The organism is Streptomyces sp. NPDC028289, from assembly GCF_055565975.1.
The window spans coordinates 559,578-577,604 of sequence record NZ_JBVHTI010000003.1 but is presented as its reverse complement, the minus strand read 5'-3'; the positions used below and the strand labels follow the sequence as shown (position 1 = coordinate 577,604).

Sequence of the window (18,027 nt, the reverse complement as noted above, 5' to 3'; positions counted from 1 at the left end):
CGGTCAGTCGACGGGGAACTCGCCGGTGTCGATCGTGACGCCGAACGGCTCCGGCAGGGCGATGGGGTCACCGAACTTGACGGCGCTGAGCACCCGGTAGACGTCGCCCTTCGGCTCACCGTAGAGCGTCGCGGTGGGTCCGCCGGGGGCCCAGCGGTCGATCAGGAGGTAGAGCGGGATGCCTGCGGTGGCGTAGGCGGCGGGCTTGCTGACGCGGTCGTGCCGGGCGTTGGACCGTGAGGTGACCTCGACGACGAGTTCGGCGAGAGCAGCGGGGATGTGGGAGTCCGCCTCCACACAGCCCTGCACCGGCGCCACCACCAGGTCCGGGATGAGCATCCCCAGACGCGACGGCACCGCGATGGCCAGTGTCTGGTAGATCCCCAAGTCGTCGGGAACCACGCTGTAGAGGCGGCGCTGGACGCGCTCCGCGATCACGTTGTGGCGGGAGGCGGGAGCAGGTGACACGGTGATGATCCCCTCGATGATCTCCACCTTGCTGCCCTCGGGCCACTCCATCTCCTCCCAGTACCGGACGAGGTCGTCCCAGTTCTGGTCGGGGTCCTGGCTGACGGTGAGTGCGCTCACGACGGTCTCCTTCGGTTGCGTCACCGATCCCAGCATGCCGAACGGGACCGGCGCAGGTCCACCGATCCCGTTCACCCGATCGAGCAATCCCCTGGTCAGGCGATACGTTCCAGCACGACGGGCGACGCCGCGAAGGCCGTACCCGCCGCCCCGATGTCGTACGACCCCTCGACCGCCTGGAGCGCGTACTCGAAGCGCTCCGGGGTGTCCGTGTGCAGGGTCAGGAGGGGCTGGCCCGCGGTGACCGTGTCGCCGGGCTTGGCGTGGAGTTCGACGCCCGCGCCCGCCTGCACCGGGTCCTCCTTGCGGGCACGGCCGGCGCCCAGGCGCCAGGCGGCGACGCCGATGTCGTAGGCGTCCAGGCGGGTCAGGACGCCCGACTCGGTGGCCTTCACGACGTGCTGTTCCTTCGCCACCGGGAGTGCCGCGTCCGGGTCGCCGCCCTGGGCCGCGATCATCCGGCGCCAGACGTCCATCGCCGAGCCGTCGGCCAGTGCCTTCGCCGGGTCGGCATCGCGGACACCGGCCGCGTCGAGCATCTCGCGGGCGAGCGCGAGGGTCAGTTCGACGACATCGGCGGGGCCGCCGCCGGCCAGGACCTCCACCGACTCGCGGACCTCCAGGGCGTTGCCGGCCGTGAGACCGAGGGGGGTGGACATGTCCGTGAGGAGCGCGACCGTCTTCACGCCGTGGTCGGTGCCGAGGCCCACCATGGTCGAGGCCAGCTCGCGGGCGTCCTCGATGGTCTTCATGAAGGCGCCGGTGCCGACCTTCACGTCGAGGACCAGGGAACCGGTGCCCTCGGCGATCTTCTTCGACATGATCGAGGAGGCGATCAGCGGGATCGCCTCGACCGTGCCGGTGACGTCGCGCAGCGCGTACAGCTTCTTGTCGGCGGGGGCCAGGCCGTCGCCCGCCGCGCAGATCACCGCGCCGGTGCCGTCCAGCACCGACAGCATCTCCTCGTTGGAGAGCAGGGCGCGCCAGCCGGGGATCGACTCCAGCTTGTCCAGGGTGCCGCCGGTGTGGCCGAGGCCCCGGCCGGAGAGCTGGGGGACGGCCGCGCCGCAGGCCGCCACGAGGGGGGCCAGCGGCAGCGTGATCTTGTCGCCGACGCCGCCCGTGGAGTGCTTGTCGGCCGTCGGACGGGACAGGGAGGAGAAGTCCATGCGCTCGCCGGACGCGATCATCGCGGCGGTCCAGCGGGCGATCTCGCGGCGGTTCATGCCGTTGAGGAGGATGGCCATCGCGAGCGACGACATCTGCTCGTCGGCGACCTCGCCGCGCGTGTACGCGTCGATGACCCAGTCGATCTGCTGGTCGCTGAGTTCACCGCGGTCGCGCTTGGTGCGGATGACGGAGACGGCGTCCATGGTGGCCATGGCGTTCCCTTCGAAGAAGTGCGAAGCGTGCGGCCCCTCCGAACCCGGAGGGGCCGCACGGGAGTTACTTGGTGAGATGGGCCGGGCCGAAGGCCTGGGGCAGCATCTCGGAGAGGGGCAGGACGCCCTCCGGGGTGTCCAGGAGGAGGTCCGGGCCGCCGAACTCGTAGAGCAGCTGGCGGCAGCGGCCGCACGGGACGAGGAGGGCGCCCGTGCCGTCCACGCAGGTGAAGTGCGTGAGCCGGCCGCCGCCCGTGCGCTGCAGCTCGGAGACCAGTCCGCACTCGGCGCACAGGCCGAGGCCGTACGACGCGTTCTCCACGTTGCAGCCGGAGACCGTACGGCCGTCGTCCACCAGGGCGGCGACCCCGACCGGGTAGCCGGAGTACGGGGCGTAGGCGTGGGACATGGCCTCCCGCGCCTCGGCCCGCAGGGCCTCCCAGTCGAAGCCGGCGGCCTCGGCGGTCACTTGCCCTGTCCCTTCCGGTACGGCAGGCCGTCCGCCTTCGGCATCCGCAGGGACTGCGCGGAGAGCGAGAGCACCAGCAGGGTGACGATGTACGGGGTCGCGGTCACGAGCTGACGCGGGACGTCGTCGGTGGTGGCGTACCAGACGAACATCAGGACCGAGATCACGATGGTGATCGCCGCCGGGACGTACTTCTTCTTCCAGGCCAGGTAGGCGGCGCCGAACACCAGCAGGATCGCGAGCAGCAGGATCAGCGCGTGGACGTTCACCGTGCCGCCGCGCAGGTTGAGGCTGTCGGTGTAGCCGAACAGGCCGGCGCCGAGGGCGAGGCCGCCCGGCATCCAGTTGCCGAAGATCATCGCGGCGAGACCGATGTAACCGCGGCCGGCGGTCTGGCCGTCCAGGTAGACGTTCGAGGCGACGATGGAGAGGAACGCGCCGCCGAGGCCCGCGAAGCCGCCGCTGATGATCACCGCGATGTACTTGTACTTGTAGACGTTGACACCCAGGGACTCCGCCGCCACCGGGTTCTCGCCGCAGGAGCGCAGCCGCAGGCCGAAGGCGGTGCGCCACAGGACCCACCACGTGATCGGTACGAGGGCCACCGCGATCACCGTCAGCGGGGAGAGGTCGGTCAGCAGCCCGCCGACCAGGCCCGCGATGTCGGAGATGAAGAACCAGTGCTTCTGGTTGAGCGTGTCCAGCCAGTCGGACAGGCCCGGGACGCTGAACGTGCCGAGCGAGTCGATCGGCGGGGACTGCTTGGAGGAGCCGCCCTCGGCGTTCTCGAAGGTGAACTTCGAGAGGTAGCGGGTGGCGCCCAGGGCGAGGATGTTCAGGGCCACACCGGAGACGATGTGGTTGACGTTGAAGGTGACGGTGGCGACGGCGTGCAGCAGGGCGCCGAGCGCGCCGCCGAGGATGCCGAAGACGACGCCGGTCCAGGGGCCCCACTGGTAGCCGGCCCAGGCGCCGAACCAGGTGCCGAGGATCATCATGCCTTCGAGGCCGATGTTGACGACGCCCGCGCGCTCGGCCCACAGACCGCCGAGGCCGGCGAGGCCGATCGGGACGGCGAGGCGCAGCGCGGTGGACATCTGGCCGGTCGAGGTGATGCCGTCGGCGCCGGTGATCAGGCGCACGGCCGAGGTCAGGATCAGTACGCCGGCGATGACCAGCAGGAGTACCGGGAGCGACATTCGGCGGCCGCCCTTGCCGGGCTTGGTCGCCTGCGGCTTGGCGATGGTCGCGGTGGACATCAGGCCGCCACCTCCTTCTTGGTGTTCTGGGCGGCGGCCGCGGCGAGCTCCGCGCCGACCTGGCGCTGCTGGCGGCGCAGACCCCACTGCCGTACGGCTTCGTAGGAGATGACGACGGAGAAGACGATCAGGCCCTGCATGATCGTGGCGATCTCCTTCTCGTACGCCACCGGGGTCGCGTAGTCGAGGGCGGGCGAGGCCTTGTCGAGGAAGGCCCACAGCAGCGCGGCGAAGGCGATGCCGCCCGGGTTGTTGCGGCCGAGCAGGGCGATGCCGATGGCGGTGAAGCCGAGGCCGGCCGGGAAGTCGAGGCTGTAGGTGTGGGAGTCGCCGAGCAGCAGCGGGAGGCCCGCGAGGCCGGAGACGGCGCCGGAGATCAGCATGGAGACGAGGACCATGCGCTTGGCGTCGACGCCGGAGGCGGCCGCGGCGGACTCGGAGGCGCCGGTGGCGCGCAGGTCGAAGCCGAAGCGGGTCCGGTTGAGGACGACCCAGTAGCCGATACCGAGGGCGATGGCGACGAAGACCATGCCGTAGATCTCGCCGACGTCGGAGCCCAGGTTGATGCCGGGGAACCAGCCGGACTTCTTCATCACGCCGGTCGTCATGTTGTTGCCGACCTGGACACCCCACACGTTGGAGAGGGTGACGTAGCCGATGACGCTGGTGGCGATCGCGTTCAGCATGATCGTGGCGACGACCTCGCTGACCCCCCGGGTGACCTTGAGGACGCCCGCGATACCGGCCCAGAAGGCGCCGGTGAGCATGGCGACCAGGAGCAGCATCGGGATCTGGAGGAAGGCGGGCAGGCCCACGTTGGCGCCGACCACGGCCGTCATCACGGCGGCGAGGCGGTACTGGCCGTCGACGCCGATGTTGAACAGGTTCATCCGGAAGCCGAGGGCGACCGCGATGGCCGCGATGTAGTACATCGCCGCCTGGTTGATGATCAGGACCTGGATGTCCGAGTACGGCAGCTGCTGGAGCATCAGCACGTACGGCTCGAACGGGTTGCGGTTCGAGGCCAGCAGCACGATCGAGGTCAGGGCGATCGCCAGGACGAGCGCGATGACCGGGCCGGCCAGCGCGAGGAGCACCCGCTCCTTGTCGAACTTCTTCATCGGGCCTCGTCCTCCGGACCGTCGGCGCCTTCGTCGGTGGTCTCTACGTGTTCCAGGTGGCCGGACGCGGCACCCGTCATGGCGGAGCCCAGCTCCTCCGGGGTGATGGTGGCCGGGTCGGCGTCCGCGACCAGCTTTCCGTCGAAGATCACCCGCAGGGTGTCCGACAGGCCGATCAGCTCGTCCAGGTCGGCGGAGATCAGCAGCACCGCCAGGCCCTCGCGGCGGGCCTCCCGGATGCGGTCCCAGATCTGCGCCTGGGCGCCGACGTCCACACCGCGGGTGGGGTGGGCGGCGATCAGGAACTTCGGGTTGTGGCTCATCTCGCGGCCGACGATCAGCTTCTGCTGGTTGCCGCCGGAGAGGGAGGCGGCGGTGACGTCGATGCCGGGAGTGCGGACGTCGTACTCCTCGACGATCCGGCGGGTGTCGGCCTGGGCGCCCTTGATGTCCAGCCAGAAGCCCTTCGCGTTGGGCTTCTCGGTGACGTGGCCGAGGATGCGGTTCTCCCAGAGCGGGGACTCCAGGAGCAGGCCCTGGCGGTGGCGGTCCTCGGGGATGTAGCCGACGCCGGACTCGCGCCGCTTGCGGGTCTGCCAGCCGGTGATGTCCTCGCCGAGGAACTCGATCGCACCGGAGTCGGCGTGCCGGGTGCCGATGAGCGCGTCGATCAGCTCGGTCTGGCCGTTGCCCTCGACGCCGGCGATGCCCATGACCTCGCCTGCGTGGATGGTGAAGGTGACGTCGTCGAGGACGCGCTTGGCGGCGCCGGGGGTGGTGGCCTCGTCGAGGACGTCGCCGCGGGCGGTGGCGCCGGACGAGCCCACCGTGGCGGTCTCGGGCTGCGCGCCGACCTCGCCGAGGGAGGGGCCGCTGGCGTAGACGGTGAGGTTCTTCACCGTGACGACGGCCTGGTCGGTGACCGTGGACTCGGCGGTCTCCGGGGTGGGCAGCTCGCTGCCGACCATCAGCTCGGCGAGCTGGCGCGGGGTGGTCTCGGACGGGATCGCCGTGCCGACCGTGGTACCGCGCCGGATGACGGTGATGTCGTCGGCGACGGACAGCACCTCGCCGAGCTTGTGGGAGATGAAGATGACCGAGAGGCCCTCGGACTTCAGCTCGCGCAGGTTGTCGAAGAGTGCGTCGACCTCCTGCGGGACGAGGACCGCGGTGGGCTCGTCGAGGATCAGGGTCGTGGCGCCGCGGAAGAGGACCTTGAGGATCTCCACGCGCTGCCGGTCGGCGACGCCGAGGTCCTCGACCAGGGCGTCCGGGCGGATGCCGAGGCCGTACCGGTCGGAGATCTCCTTGATCTTCTTCCGGGCGTTGCCGCCGATGCCGTACAGCTTCTCGCTGCCGAGCACGACGTTCTCGAGGACCGTCAGGTTGTCCGCCAGCATGAAGTGCTGGTGGACCATGCCGATGCCGCGCGCGATGGCGTCGGCCGGGGACGAGAAGGAGACCTGCTCGCCGTCGATCGCGATGGTGCCCTCGTCCGGCTTCTGCATGCCGTAGAGGATCTTCATCAGGGTCGACTTGCCGGCCCCGTTCTCGCCGACCAGGGCATGGACGGTGCCCTTGCGGACGGACAGGTGGATGTCGTGGTTGGCTACGACACCCGGGAATCGCTTGGTGATCCCCGCCAGCTCGACCGCGGCTGTCGTCTCTGCGGTGAGCGGAGGGCTGCTGGACGCGTCGATGGCGCACTCTCCTCGGAAAAGGGGTCGCTCTACGCGCGTAGCGCCCCTGCTTTAAATAGTGCCCGGACCTGACCGAGCTTTTTCGACTCTCGATCCGTTCCGAGCATTCTGCCGCGCGAACGGGGGTTGCCCCTGCCGCCGGTCCCCCGGGATCTCCCGAGGATCTCCCGGCCCGCGCACCTGGATCACCGACCGGTCTCCCCGACCCGCACCCGAGATTCCTGACCGAACTCTCGGACCCGCGTCCGGGATCCCGCCGGATCCCCCTGCACCACGGCCCGGAACCACCGGCCGGTCTCCCGGACCCGCGCCCGGGACCATCGGCCGGCACCCCGGACCCACGCCCGGGACCACCGACCGACCACCCGGACCCGCGCCCGGGCTCCCGCCCGGATCCCCGGAGTCCTGGACCTACGGCAGAGGCACGGGAAGGACATCCTTCCCGCACCCCGTTCCGTGGCCGTAACGCTGCCATTACAGCGTTCTTTTGACCATGCCTACGACAAGGTCATGCCCCCTGGGTCAGGAGGTCTTGACCGTGATCGAACCGTCCTTGATGCCGGCCTCGGCCTTCTTGAGCGCAGCCTGCAGGGCGGCGTTGTTCTTGAAGACCGGGTTGGAGTCGGCCAGGCCGACGCCACCGTTGGTCAGGGAGCCGCGGATCTCGCCGGACAGCGGCTTCTTGTCCTTGATGACCGACTTGGCGAGGTCGTACACCGCGCCCTCGACGTTCTTCAGGGCCGAGGTCAGGATGTAGTTCTTGTACTTCGACAGCGCGGCCTGGTTGTACTGGTCGGAGTCGACACCGATCGCCCACACCTTGTGCGCGGCGGCGGCCTTGATGACGCCCTGGCCGGAGAGGCCGGCGGCGGCGTAGACCACGTCGGCACCGCCGCCGATCTGGCCCTCGGCGGCGGCCTCGCCCTTGTCGGGGCTGGAGAAGCCACCCTCCTGGGCGGTCTGGGTCAGGTACTGGGCCTTGACCGTGATGTTCTTCTTGGTGTCCTTGACACCCTGCTCGAAGCCCGCCTCGAACTTGTGGATCAGCGGGACGTCCACGCCGCCGATGAAGCCGACGGTGTTCGACTTGGTGGTCAGCGCGGCGGTGACACCGGCCAGGTACGAGGACTGCTCCTCGTGGAAGACCATGTCCGCGACGTTGCTCGCCTGGTCCTGGTTGTCGTCGATGATGCCGAAGGTGACCTTCGGGAACTTCGCGGCGGCTTCCTTGACCGCGGGCGCGTAGGCGAAGCCGACGCCGATCACGGGGTTGTAGCCGGACTTGGCCAGGGTCTCCAGCCGCTGGACCTTGTCCGCGTCCGACTCGCCGTCCTGCGGCTCGATGTCCCGGCCGGTGACGCCGAACTCCTTGTTGGCCTTCTCGAAGCCGGCGTACGCGGCGTCGTTGAAGGACTGGTCGCCCTTGCCGCCGACGTCGTACGCGAGACCGACACCCTTGGACGCGCCGGCCTTGCCGGTGGACGAGCTGGACGAGCTGGACGAGCTGCCGCACGCTGAGACGGTGACGGCAAGAGCTGCGGTTGCAACGCCCGCAACGGCGATTCGGGACACCCGGCGCATGGAACGAGACTCCTTCGTGCAAGCGCCCAAACCAGGCGCTGGTTCCGCGGCAGCGTAACGCGCGTAGACCAGACGGAAAACCCCCAATGTCCGGTCCGTTATCTAGCTGTGGCCACAGTCACGGCCAAGGCTACGGACAGCAATACGCCCCTTGCAGGAGGCAAGGGGCGTACTGACTGCAACGACGCGCGGGCGGCCGTACCCATCGGTACGGCCGCTCACCCGGCGACTTATATATGTCGCATTACTTCGTGTTGACGGTGACCTTGCCGTCGATGATGTCCTGCTTGGCCTTGTCGACCGCGGCGACGACCTTGGTCATGGCCTTGTACTTCGGGTTGGTGTCCGCGAAGCCGACGCCACCGGTCTTGAGGGTGCCGTTGACGACACCGCTCTCCGGCTTGCCCTCGTAGACCGACTTGACCAGGTCGTACACGGCGCCGCCGACGTTCTTCAGCGCCGAGCCGAGGATGTAGTCCTTGTACTTCGCGAGGGCGTCCTGCGCGTACTGGTCGGAGTCGACGCCGATCGCCCAGACCTTGTCGGAGGCGGCGGCCTCGATCACGCCCTGACCGGACAGGCCGGCCGCGTGGTAGATCACGTCCGCACCGGCGTCGATCTGGCCCTGAGCGGCGGTCTTGCCCTTGTCCGGGCTGGAGAAGCCGCCCTCGGCCGCGGTCTGCGTCAGGTACTGCGACTCGATCTTGATCTTCGGGTTGACCGACTTGGCACCCTGGTCGAACCCGGCCTCGAAGGTGTGGATCAGCGGGATGTCCACGCCGCCGATGAACCCGATGTGGTCCTTCTTGGTCGCGGAGGCGGCCGCGACACCGGCCAGGTACGAGGACTGCTCGGCGGCGAACACCATGTCGACGACGTTCTTCGCCTGGATCGTCGAGTCGTCGATCATGCCGAAGGTGATGTTCGGGTACTTGGCGGCGACCTCCTTGACGGCGGGCGCGTAGGAGTAGCCGACCCCGATGATCGGGTTGTAGCCGGCCTTGGCGAGCGTGTCGAGGCGCTGCACCTTGTCGGCGTCGGACTCGCCGTCCTGCGGCTCGATGTCCCGGCCGCCGATGCCGAACTCCTTCTCGGCCTTCTCGAAGCCGGCGAAGGCGGCGTCGTTGAAGGACTGGTCGCCCTTGCCGCCGATGTCGTAGGCGAGGCCTATGCCCTTGCCGTTGTACTTGCCGGACGAGTTGGCGCTGGTCGCACCACTGTCCGAGCTGGACTTGCCGCACCCGGCGGCCGCGAGGGCGATGACGGCAACGGTCACCGCAGCTTGGGAGAACCGAGTCCTCCGACCCGAGATAGTACGCACAGCAAGCACCCCTTCGTCCCCACGGCACCGTCACCGGCCCGCTTCCCCAACCGTCCACCCTCGGTGGCGATTTCGGCGCACAGTAACGCGCGTAGAAGGGGAGGGGAACGGGGTTTCTCCGGGCCGTTATCGAACCGTGCCGACTCCGGGTTACAAGCGGCGGCCGCCGGTTACGGCGGGGTGACACAAGGGGGCGAAGGGGTACCGACCGGGCACCCCTTCGCCCCCCTGGGGGACTTGCGCGACGTGCGGGGAAGCTGACCGTTTCTCCCGCCGTCTGATACGACAGCCGCCGATACGACTACATGGTCGCGTCGATCAGGGCGGCGGCCGTGAACAGCTCCACCCCGACGGTGATGGCCCGCTCGTCGGCGTCGAAGTCACCCTGGTGCAGGTCGCGCACGGTCCGCTCGCCCGGCGTGCGGACCCCGAGCCGCGCCAGGGCGCCCGGCACGCGCTCCAGGTACCAGGAGAAGTCCTCGCCGCCGAGGCTCTGCTCGGTGGTCTCGATGGATTCGGTGCCGCGCCGGGCGGTCATCGCGTCCCGCAGCAGTTCGGTGATCACCGGGTCGTTGACGACCGGCGGCACCCCGCGCACGTAGTTGATCTCGGACTTGGCGCGGTGCATGGTGGCGACCTCGTCGATCGCCGCGTGCACGACGTCCGGGGCCTGCCGCCAGGCCTCCAGGTCCAGGCAGCGCACGGTCCCGGACAGCTCTGCGTGCTGGGGGATCACGTTGGGTGCGTGCCCGCACTCGATCCGGCCCCAGGTCACGGCGAGCCCGCTCCGGCTGTCCACGCGCCGCCCGATGAGCGCCGGCACGTCGACGGCCACCCGGGCGGCGGCGGTGACCAGGTCGGTCGTCAGATGCGGCCGTGCGGTGTGCCCGCCGGGGCCGTCCAGCGCCACCTCGACCCGGTCGCAGGCGCTGGTGATGGCGCCGGTCCTGAGCCCGATCCGCCCCACGTCCACCCGGGGGTCGCAATGCACGGCGATGATCCGCCCGACCCCGTCCAGCACCCCGGCCTCGATGGCGTCGGCGGCGCCGCCGGGCAGCACCTCCTCGGCGGGCTGGAAGAGCAGCCGTACCGGCCGCGGCAGCTGCCCCCGCTCGTGCAGCTCGGCGAGAACCAGACCGGCGCCCAGCACCACGGTCGTATGCACGTCGTGCCCGCACGCGTGCGCCCGGTCCGGCACGGTGGACCGGTACGAGCACTCGGTCTTCATGTCCGGGATGGGCAGGGCGTCGATGTCGGCCCGCAGGGCGAGCACCGGAAGCCCGTCCCCGACCGGCCCGATGTCACAGACGAGTCCGGTCCCCGCCGGGAGGACGCGCGGCCGGAGGCCGGCCTTCTCCAGCCGCTCCTTGATGGCGGCCGTGGTGCGGAACTCCTGGTTTCCTAGCTCGGGGTGCATGTGCAGGTCGCGGCGGAAGGCGACGAGTTCGGCGTGCAGTTCCTCGCTGAGCACGCCGGGGAGCACATCCCCGGGGAGGTCGGCCTCGGTCTCTAGGGACATCAATTGGTTCACCCTCTGAAGGGTAGGACGCCCGAAGGGTCAACTGACCCGAGATCAACAAAAGTTCAGCCCGTTAGGGGAAGAAAATCTGACCTCGGACGCATGACCTCGGACGTGGCTGGGTAACACGTATGTTTCCTCTTCCACGCATACCACGCCTGGCGACGATCACGCGCGTCCTGTCCACCCACCGAAACGGGACCGGGCCACAACCGCGACTTCGCCACACGGTCCCCGCCCGGCCGGTAGCGTGCGCGACCGTGACGGACCCGGAGACGACCGACTTCATACAGACCACCCGTACGTCCTACGACACGATCGCCAAGGACTACTCCGCCGCCTTCCCCGGCATACCCGACCTACCTGTAGACATGTCCATGATCGCCGCCTTCGCCGCGCTGGTGAAGGCGAACGGCACCGCCCCCGTGGCCGACCTGGGCAGCGGCCCCGGCGACATCACGGCCCACCTGAACGACCTGGGCGTCCAGACCTTCGGCATCGACCTCTCGCCCGCCATGGTCGCCCTGGCCCGCGAGGCCCACCCCGCCGTCCGCTTCCACCGGGGCTCCATGACCTCGCTGGACCTGCCCGACGAGACCCTCGGCGGGATCCTCGCCCTGTACTCGATCATCCACATCCCCGACGACCACCTCCCGGCGACCTTCGCCGGCTTCCACCGCGTCCTGGTCCCCGGCGGCCACGTGCTGCTGTCCTTCCAGAAGGGCGAGACGCCCGGCCTCCACCTCACGGAACGCTTCGGCCACGAGATCGACCTGCGCTACTACTGGCGCCCCGCGTACGCGGTCGGCGACATGCTCGCCAAGGCGGGCCTGGAGGTGGCGGCGACCCTGATCCGGGAACCGCTGGGGTCGGAGAAGATGCCCCGGGCGTTCGTCCTGGCCCGCAAGCCGGGCTGAGCGGGCACGGGCGGGGCATCGGCGAGGTGCGGGGACGCGGGGCGTCACTCCTGGGTACGGAGCACGCACCCGGTGACGACGCCCCGCAGGCTCCCGGCGCCCTCCAGCAGCTCCCGCTGCTCGTCGGCGCCGTTGCCGCGCCGCAGCAGCCGCCCGACGGCCTCTTCCACGGCCGCCAGGTCCCCGCTGCCGACGAGGGCGTCCCGGGTGTGCGCGAGCAGTGACTCCAGTACGGCCGGGGCCGCCCGGGGCCGCAGGGTGCCGGGATCGAGCAGTTCGCCGCCGAGCCCCGACCGTGCGGCCCGCCAGGTGGCCAGCCGCTGCAGCCCCACCCCGTGGTCGACGGGCTCCCGCCCGGCCCGCCACTCCCGCGCGGCCGTCTCCACCAGCGCACGGGCGAGGGTGGCCACGAGCACGGCGGTCCCGGCGCGCAGGCAGACGTCGGCGACCCGGATCTCCACGGTCGGGTAGCGCCGGGCCAGCCGGGCGTCGAAGTAGACCATCCCCTCGTCCAGGATGACGCCGGTGGCCACCATGTCCGCCACCAGCCGGTGGTAGCGCTCGGCGGAGCGGAACAGCTCGGTCGGACCGGAGGACGGCCAGCGCGACCACACCCGGCTGCGGTAGCTGGAGTAGCCGGTGTCGGTGCCCTGCCAGAAGGGCGAGTTCCCGCTGATCGCGACGAGCACCGGCAGCCACGGCCGTACCCGGTCGAGAACCTCCACGCCCTCCTCGTCGGACTCCACGGCAACGTGCACATGGCATCCGCACACCAGCTGCTCCCGGGTGGCGATGCCGTACTGCTCGGCCAACCACTGGTAGCGCGGGTTCACGCTGATGGAGGGGCTTACGGGCAGCGGCGAAGTGGCGAGCGCGACGACGGCACACCCCAGCTCCCCGGCGAGCCGGGCGGCCTCCTTGCGACACCGGATGATCTCCTCCCCCAACTCCGCCATGTCCGACTGCGGATGGGTGGCGAACTCCAGCATCTGCCCGTAGAGCTCCTTCTCGAACACGTCCTGCCCCGGATCCACCAGCGAGGCCCGCGCCAGCACGGCCGGGGCCGACGCCTTGGGCTCACCCGACTCCGGATCTACGAGAAGAAGCTCTTCCTCCACTCCGACGGTACGCACGCAAAGCCGCCCTCCGTCCACGCCGCGACCGTACGCGGCAGGCTGTACCCCCCGACTTCCCAGGCGGGACGAGGGGACACCTGTCACCGCACCCGCCCGCCCCCTCTGCCCACGGTCCTTCGATCGGAGGATCCGTGCCACCCACCGCTCCCCCGACGGCACACATCCACCCTTCGCCGCCCATCACCGACCCCGCCACGCGCCGCACCCATACGAGGCCACGCCCGCGTCCGCCGGCGAGCGCGCAGCGCCCGGCGCTCGCGACCCCGGCCGGGCCCCGCCTTCCCAGGCCGCCCGATCGCCTCTCACCCGTGCCGGAGCGAGCCGGGTCAAGGGTGGCCCGAAGGTTCATCGCCGAAGGCGACGCGCAGCGCCCTTGACGCGGCTCGCGGAGGCACGACCCTGCACAGCAAGCGGGCGGCCCCGACGTTCACTCCTCCGCGAACAGCTTCGCGGCGTCCGTGACGTGCACTGCGCGCTGGGCCCAGACCTCAAGCTGATCCAGCTCCGTACAGGCGTCTACCCGCTCTCGCACGGAGTCGCTCACCGGGACGCCCCGCCACTCCAGAACCCTCAGAACCATCTCGGCATACTGCTGGACACGCCCCTCCTCGCGCCCCTCCTCGCGCCCTTCCTCGCGCACCTGCTCCGCCAGCGGGTGCCGCCAGAAGTACTGGATCGCCGTCATCAGGTCCCTCCACATCTGCTTCGCCTGGGGATCGACCAGGCACGAGTCGACGAACTGCACGAACACCGCGGCACTGTCGCGGTCGATGGTCTTCAGGGCGGCTGCCAGCGACTCCAGTATGGCCGGGGCCTGCCGCCCCCGCCCGTGTGTCATGGCCGATAGCACCGCAAGGGGTACGTCCCGCACCGCCTCCCGCTCATCCGCGATCACCGGCACGTTGTCCGGCCCCAGCACCAGCGGACGCACCGTCAGCGACTCCCACCCCCGCAAGCCGAGCTGGATCGGCTGCGCCGCCCACTTCGCGGTCGCGCTGTTCTGGGTGATCACGATCAGCACCGGCTCACACCGGTACTTCTCGTACAAGTACGACAGGTAGTACGGCCAGCTCCCCCGCTTACGGACGTCCACCTCCCCCTGCGACTCCACGACCAGGAGATACGTCCCCTCGTCCGTCTCCGCCCGCAGCAACGTGTCCACCCGACGCTCGACCGGCTCGATCTCCGTCAGGTCCACGTTCATCGCGGCGAACTCCCGCGTCTCCGGAAACGGCACCCCCAGAACCCGCTGCAACGCATGCGTCAGCAACCCCGGATCCTTCTGGAAGATCCGGTGCAACGCCTCATGCGACGACCCCACCATCACCGCTCTCGACTACGTGTACCGGGAGTGGAACGACAAGGTCGCCGGTATCGTCAGCTACGGCGGCCACGCCGCCGGGGTCCGGGCCGCCGCGAGGCGCTCCGGCTCGTCCTCGCCGAACTTCAGGTGGCCACGGTCCGCGCCCAGCCCGCCGTGCCGCTGATCCCCGCGTTCGCCAGCGGCGCCTTCGTCCCCCAGGAGGGCCTCGACACCGCCGTCCACGGCATGCTCGACCAGGTCACCGCCTGGTCCGAAGCGCTGCGCGGCGTGCGCGAGGCCAGAGTCAGGGGGGCGTGAGCAGGGGCTGGGCCGGGCCAGTCACCGCCGCCAGTCGGTGGACGTCCTTCGCCGTCCCGGTGACGCCGGACAGGAAGCCCTGGGCGCGCGGGGACGCGTTCTCCGTCAACCAGGCCGGGTCGATGTCGCAGACGGCCACGCGGACGCCCGTGCCGACCAGGGCCAGCGGGAGGGTGTGCACGACCGTCGAGGGGAAGCTGAGGATCGTACGGCCGATGGGGCCGCGGCGGGCGATCAGCTCCAGGGGGAGGTCCGGGCGGACTATCTCCAGGCCCGTCTCGGCGGCCAGGCGGTGGAGTTTCTCGGTGCTCTCGCGGCGGTGTGCGAAGTAGCGGGTCGCGCCGTGCGCCTTGGCCAGGGTCTGGACGGCCTCCAGGTAGCGGTCGCCGTCCACGACCCCCGTCTCCACCAGGGAGGTGCCGACCATGTCGGCGCCCTTGGTGATGCGCGGCGGGCCGAAGCGCGCGCGGGTCCAGCCGAAGTCGTTCGCGGTGACCGTCACCCCGGCCGGCGTCTCCGTCATCGGCATGGAGGAGAAGACCTCCACCCGGCGGCGGTCGCTCGGGGTGAGGCGGCGGCGGGCGGAGGAGGAGACCGGGGCGAAGAGCAGGTCCCGCGCGCCGGGTCTGCCGCCCTTGCGGTGCCAGCGGACCAGGCGTTCGCCGCGCGCCAGCTGGGCGACGAACTCCATCGTGGCCGTGCCGTCGTCGACCACGACCAGGTCACGGGCGCGGGTGATGGTCAGGAGCAGTTGTACGTAGCGGGAGAACGGGTCTCCCATGACGATGCGGTCGGCCCGGCGGAGGGAACCCGCCAGGCCGCCGATCGTCTGGAAGGGGGCGGCGGTACCGCCCCGTGCTTCCTCCCAGCGGACCCGGTATCCCTCGTCCCGGGCCAGGTCCGCCATGCGGCGCAGCTGGCCCCGGGTCATGGGGTCCGTCGGGGACAGGACGACGATCGTGAGTTCCGCGCCGGGTGCAGATATGCCGGATGCCGGGCGCCGTACCTGGCTGGGCACGGCCGGCACGGGGTCCGCCGCCCCGCGCAGGGCGTGGACATGCGCCCACTCCAGCACGTTCAGCAGCTGCACCGGACTCTCGACGAACGCGAGTGTGTGGGGGCCGGTGTTCCCGGCGCGGGGGCTCATCGACGTACGACCGTCCCGTCGTCGTAACACATCAATCAGGCTCGGGCTCAGACCTGGACCGGCTCGCCGGCGGCCGCGGCGATCTCCGCCTCGGCGACGACACCGGTGACGCGGCGCAGCTTCTTCATCGGGCCGAGCTCGGAGTCGTAGACCTTCTTGACGCCGTCGCCGAGGGACTCGGAGATGATGCGGATGTCGCGGACCAGGCGGGTGAGGCCCTGCGGCTCCACGGAGGCGGCCTGGTCGGAGCCCCACATGGCGCGGTCGAGGGTGATGTGACGCTCGACGAAGGTGGCGCCGAGCGCGACCGCGGCGAGGGTGGTCTGCAGGCCCGTCTCGTGGCCGGAGTAGCCGATCGGCACGTTCGGGTACTCCTTCTCCAGCGTGTTGATCACGCGGAGGTTCAGCTCCTCGGCCTTCGCCGGGTAGGTGGAGGTGGCGTGGCACATGAGGATGTTCTCGGAGCCCAGGACCTCGACCGCGTGGCGGATCTGCTTCGGGGTCGACATGCCCGTGGAGAGGATGACCGCACGGCCGGTGGCGCGCAGCGCCTTCAGCAGCTCGTCGTCCGTGAGGGAGGCGGAGGCCACCTTGTGGGCGGGGACGTCGAACTTCTCCAGGAAGGCGACGGCCTCGGTGTCCCACGGGGAGGCGAACCAGTCGATGTTCTTGGTCTTGCAGTACTCGTCGATCTGACGGTACTCGTCCTCACCGAACTCCACGCGGTGGCGGTAGTCGATGTAGGTCATGCGGCCCCAGGGGGTGTCGCGCTCGATGTCCCACTGGTCGCGCGGGGTGCAGATCTCCGGGGTGCGCTTCTGGAACTTGACGGCGTCACAGCCGGCCTCGGCGGCGACGTCGATCAGCTTGAAGGCGTTCTCCAGCTCACCGTTGTGGTTGATGCCGATCTCGCCGCAGATGTAGACGGGCTTGCCGGGGCCGACCTCACGGGAACCGAACTGGCGCAGACGGGAGTTGCTCATGACTGTGGGGTGTCCTTACTTCGGGAGGGAATCGAGAGAGGGGCCGAGGATCCAGCTGGCGATCTCTCGGATCGCGCCGTCACCGCCGGGGAGGGTGGTGACCGCGCGTGCGGCGCCGCGTACGACGTCGTGGGCGCTCGCGACCGCCACGGGCCAGCCGGCTACGGCGAAGCACGGGAGGTCATTGACGTCGTTTCCGACGTAGAGCACGCGCTCGGGAGCGATGCCCTGCTCCTCGCACCACTGCTTGAGTGCGAGGTCCTTGCGGTCGATGCCGTGCAGGACCGGAATCTGTAGCTTCCGGGCCCGGGCGGCGACGACCGGGTTCTGCTCCGTGGAGAGGATCAGCATCTTCAGCCCGCTCTTGCGCAGGGCGGCGATGCCGAGTCCGTCGCCGCGGTGCACGGAGACGAACTCCTTTCCATCGGCATCGATCAGCACCCGGTCGTCGGTCTGGGTGCCGTCGAAGTCCAGTACGACCGCGTCGACGTCGTCGGCGGTCGGGAGCGCGCCGGGGCGGTCCGCGTCGAAGAGCGGGGCCAGGGCGCGGGCCCGCGCGAGCTCGTGCGGGTCGTCGATCTCCAGGACGCGCGCGGGGTCGGTCCGCACCAGTTCGGTGTGGCCGAAGAAGCGGTGCTGGTGCTCGCGGAAGCCGTCGGCGCGCATCGCGTAGGCGGCGCCGGTCTCCAGGAAGTCCTGGGGACGGTCCTGGCGGCGCGGACGGAACGACTTGTCGTGGTTGACGCCGAAGCCGCCGCTGGCCGAGGCCTCGTCGGCGCCCACCGGCACCGGGGCGTGCACCTCGTCGCGCCAGACGAAGCCGTGGAAGGGTGCGACGGTCAGGGCCGTGTCGGCGCCGTTGTCGACGATCGCGCCGGCCACCCCGTCGATGTCCTCGCGGACGATGAACGGGCTGGTGCACTGCACGAGCAGCACGACGTCGACCGTGGCGCCGTGCAGCGCCTCGTGGGCGTCCATGGCGTGCAGGACGGCGGCCTCGGAGGTGGCGGTGTCACCGGCGATGGCGGCCGGGCGCAGCACGACCTCGGCGCCGGCGGAGCGGGCGGCCGCGGCGATCGCCTGGTCGTCGGTGGAGACGACCACGTCGGTGACCAGGCGGGAGGCGACGCACTCGCGGACCGCGCGGGCGACCAGCGGGACACCACCGACCGGGGCGAGGTTCTTGGCGGGCACGCCCTTGGAGCCGCCCCGGGCGGGGATCACGGCGAGGACGCGGGGCACTACGGCCCCTTCGGGGTGAGGCATCGGCTCTGTTCCTTCGG

16 protein-coding genes are annotated in these 18,027 nt (G+C 70.3%); 2 read left to right on the top strand and 14 right to left on the bottom strand.

Annotation, left to right across the window (positions count from 1 at the left end; translation table 11 throughout):
* Positions 1–3: 3 nt before the first annotated feature.
* From ACZ4UV_RS16790 to ACZ4UV_RS16750, 9 genes are all read right to left on the bottom strand, one after another.
* Positions 4–588: a Uma2 family endonuclease gene (locus tag ACZ4UV_RS16790; RefSeq protein WP_351485308.1), complete on the bottom strand. Its 585-nt coding sequence runs from the start codon at positions 586–588 to the stop codon at positions 4–6.
* A gap of 95 nt (positions 589–683) precedes the next feature.
* The gene (locus ACZ4UV_RS16785; protein WP_451021751.1) at positions 684–1,961 is read right to left on the bottom strand and encodes a thymidine phosphorylase; all 1,278 of its coding nucleotides are present in this window, start codon (positions 1,959–1,961) and stop codon (positions 684–686) included.
* A 73-nt stretch (positions 1,962–2,034) separates the two neighbouring features.
* Positions 2,035–2,439 (bottom strand): cytidine deaminase, encoded by a 405-nt coding sequence (locus ACZ4UV_RS16780; RefSeq protein ID WP_351485310.1) that lies wholly within the window; start codon positions 2,437–2,439, stop codon positions 2,035–2,037.
* Positions 2,436–3,698: an ABC transporter permease gene (locus ACZ4UV_RS16775; protein ID WP_467838596.1), complete on the bottom strand. Its 1,263-nt coding sequence runs from the start codon at positions 3,696–3,698 to the stop codon at positions 2,436–2,438. Before ACZ4UV_RS16775 ends, ACZ4UV_RS16780 begins: the two co-directional genes overlap by 4 nt.
* Complete coding sequence (locus tag ACZ4UV_RS16770) at positions 3,698–4,819, bottom strand: ABC transporter permease (protein WP_388906478.1); 1,122 nt, start codon at positions 4,817–4,819, stop codon at positions 3,698–3,700. Before ACZ4UV_RS16770 ends, ACZ4UV_RS16775 begins: the two co-directional genes overlap by 1 nt.
* Positions 4,816–6,519 (bottom strand): ABC transporter ATP-binding protein, encoded by a 1,704-nt coding sequence (locus tag ACZ4UV_RS16765; protein WP_390044458.1) that lies wholly within the window; start codon positions 6,517–6,519, stop codon positions 4,816–4,818. Before ACZ4UV_RS16765 ends, ACZ4UV_RS16770 begins: the two co-directional genes overlap by 4 nt.
* Positions 6,520–7,041: 522 nt before the next feature.
* Positions 7,042–8,100, bottom strand: coding sequence for a BMP family lipoprotein (locus ACZ4UV_RS16760; protein WP_451021747.1), 1,059 nt, complete (start codon positions 8,098–8,100; stop codon positions 7,042–7,044).
* Between the two features lie 244 nt (positions 8,101–8,344).
* Positions 8,345–9,376 carry a BMP family lipoprotein gene (locus ACZ4UV_RS16755; RefSeq protein ID WP_467838591.1) on the bottom strand — a complete coding sequence of 344 codons (1,032 nt, stop codon included), beginning with the start codon at positions 9,374–9,376 and terminating at the stop codon, positions 8,345–8,347.
* 346 nt (positions 9,377–9,722) lie between these two features.
* Positions 9,723–10,940, bottom strand: a complete 1,218-nt coding sequence (locus tag ACZ4UV_RS16750; RefSeq protein WP_390044312.1) for a M20 family metallopeptidase — start codon at positions 10,938–10,940, stop codon at positions 9,723–9,725.
* Between the two features lie 260 nt (positions 10,941–11,200).
* On the opposite strand from ACZ4UV_RS16750, the gene ACZ4UV_RS16745 reads away from it, so the two are divergent.
* Positions 11,201–11,857 (top strand): class I SAM-dependent DNA methyltransferase, encoded by a 657-nt coding sequence (locus ACZ4UV_RS16745; protein ID WP_451017069.1) that lies wholly within the window; start codon positions 11,201–11,203, stop codon positions 11,855–11,857.
* Between the two features lie 44 nt (positions 11,858–11,901).
* Here the strand turns inward: ACZ4UV_RS16745 and ACZ4UV_RS16740 are convergent, their stop codons facing one another.
* Positions 11,902–12,990 (bottom strand): glutamate--cysteine ligase 2, encoded by a 1,089-nt coding sequence (locus tag ACZ4UV_RS16740; RefSeq protein WP_451017068.1) that lies wholly within the window; start codon positions 12,988–12,990, stop codon positions 11,902–11,904.
* Positions 12,991–13,420: 430 nt separating this feature from the next.
* Positions 13,421–14,317, bottom strand: a complete 897-nt coding sequence (locus tag ACZ4UV_RS16735; RefSeq protein ID WP_467838586.1) for a hypothetical protein — start codon at positions 14,315–14,317, stop codon at positions 13,421–13,423.
* 27 nt (positions 14,318–14,344) lie between these two features.
* Between ACZ4UV_RS16735 and ACZ4UV_RS16730 the strand changes: the two genes are divergently transcribed.
* The gene (locus ACZ4UV_RS16730) at positions 14,345–14,614 is read left to right on the top strand and encodes a hypothetical protein (RefSeq protein WP_451020894.1); all 270 of its coding nucleotides are present in this window, start codon (positions 14,345–14,347) and stop codon (positions 14,612–14,614) included.
* Here ACZ4UV_RS16730 and ACZ4UV_RS16725 read toward each other — a convergent pair.
* Genes ACZ4UV_RS16725 through ACZ4UV_RS16715 form a run of 3 tightly spaced genes read right to left on the bottom strand, consistent with a single transcriptional unit; the run spans position 14,601 to position 18,010 of the window.
* Positions 14,601–15,761, bottom strand: coding sequence for a hypothetical protein (locus tag ACZ4UV_RS16725; protein ID WP_451020895.1), 1,161 nt, complete (start codon positions 15,759–15,761; stop codon positions 14,601–14,603). The two genes, ACZ4UV_RS16730 and ACZ4UV_RS16725, sit on opposite strands and share 14 nt — an antisense overlap.
* 47 nt (positions 15,762–15,808) lie before the next feature.
* Positions 15,809–16,744, bottom strand: a complete 936-nt coding sequence (locus tag ACZ4UV_RS16720; protein ID WP_390044304.1) for an N-acetylneuraminate synthase family protein — start codon at positions 16,742–16,744, stop codon at positions 15,809–15,811.
* A 15-nt stretch (positions 16,745–16,759) separates the two neighbouring features.
* Positions 16,760–18,010: an acylneuraminate cytidylyltransferase gene (locus tag ACZ4UV_RS16715; RefSeq protein WP_351485341.1), complete on the bottom strand. Its 1,251-nt coding sequence runs from the start codon at positions 18,008–18,010 to the stop codon at positions 16,760–16,762.
* Positions 18,011–18,027 lie beyond the last annotated feature (17 nt).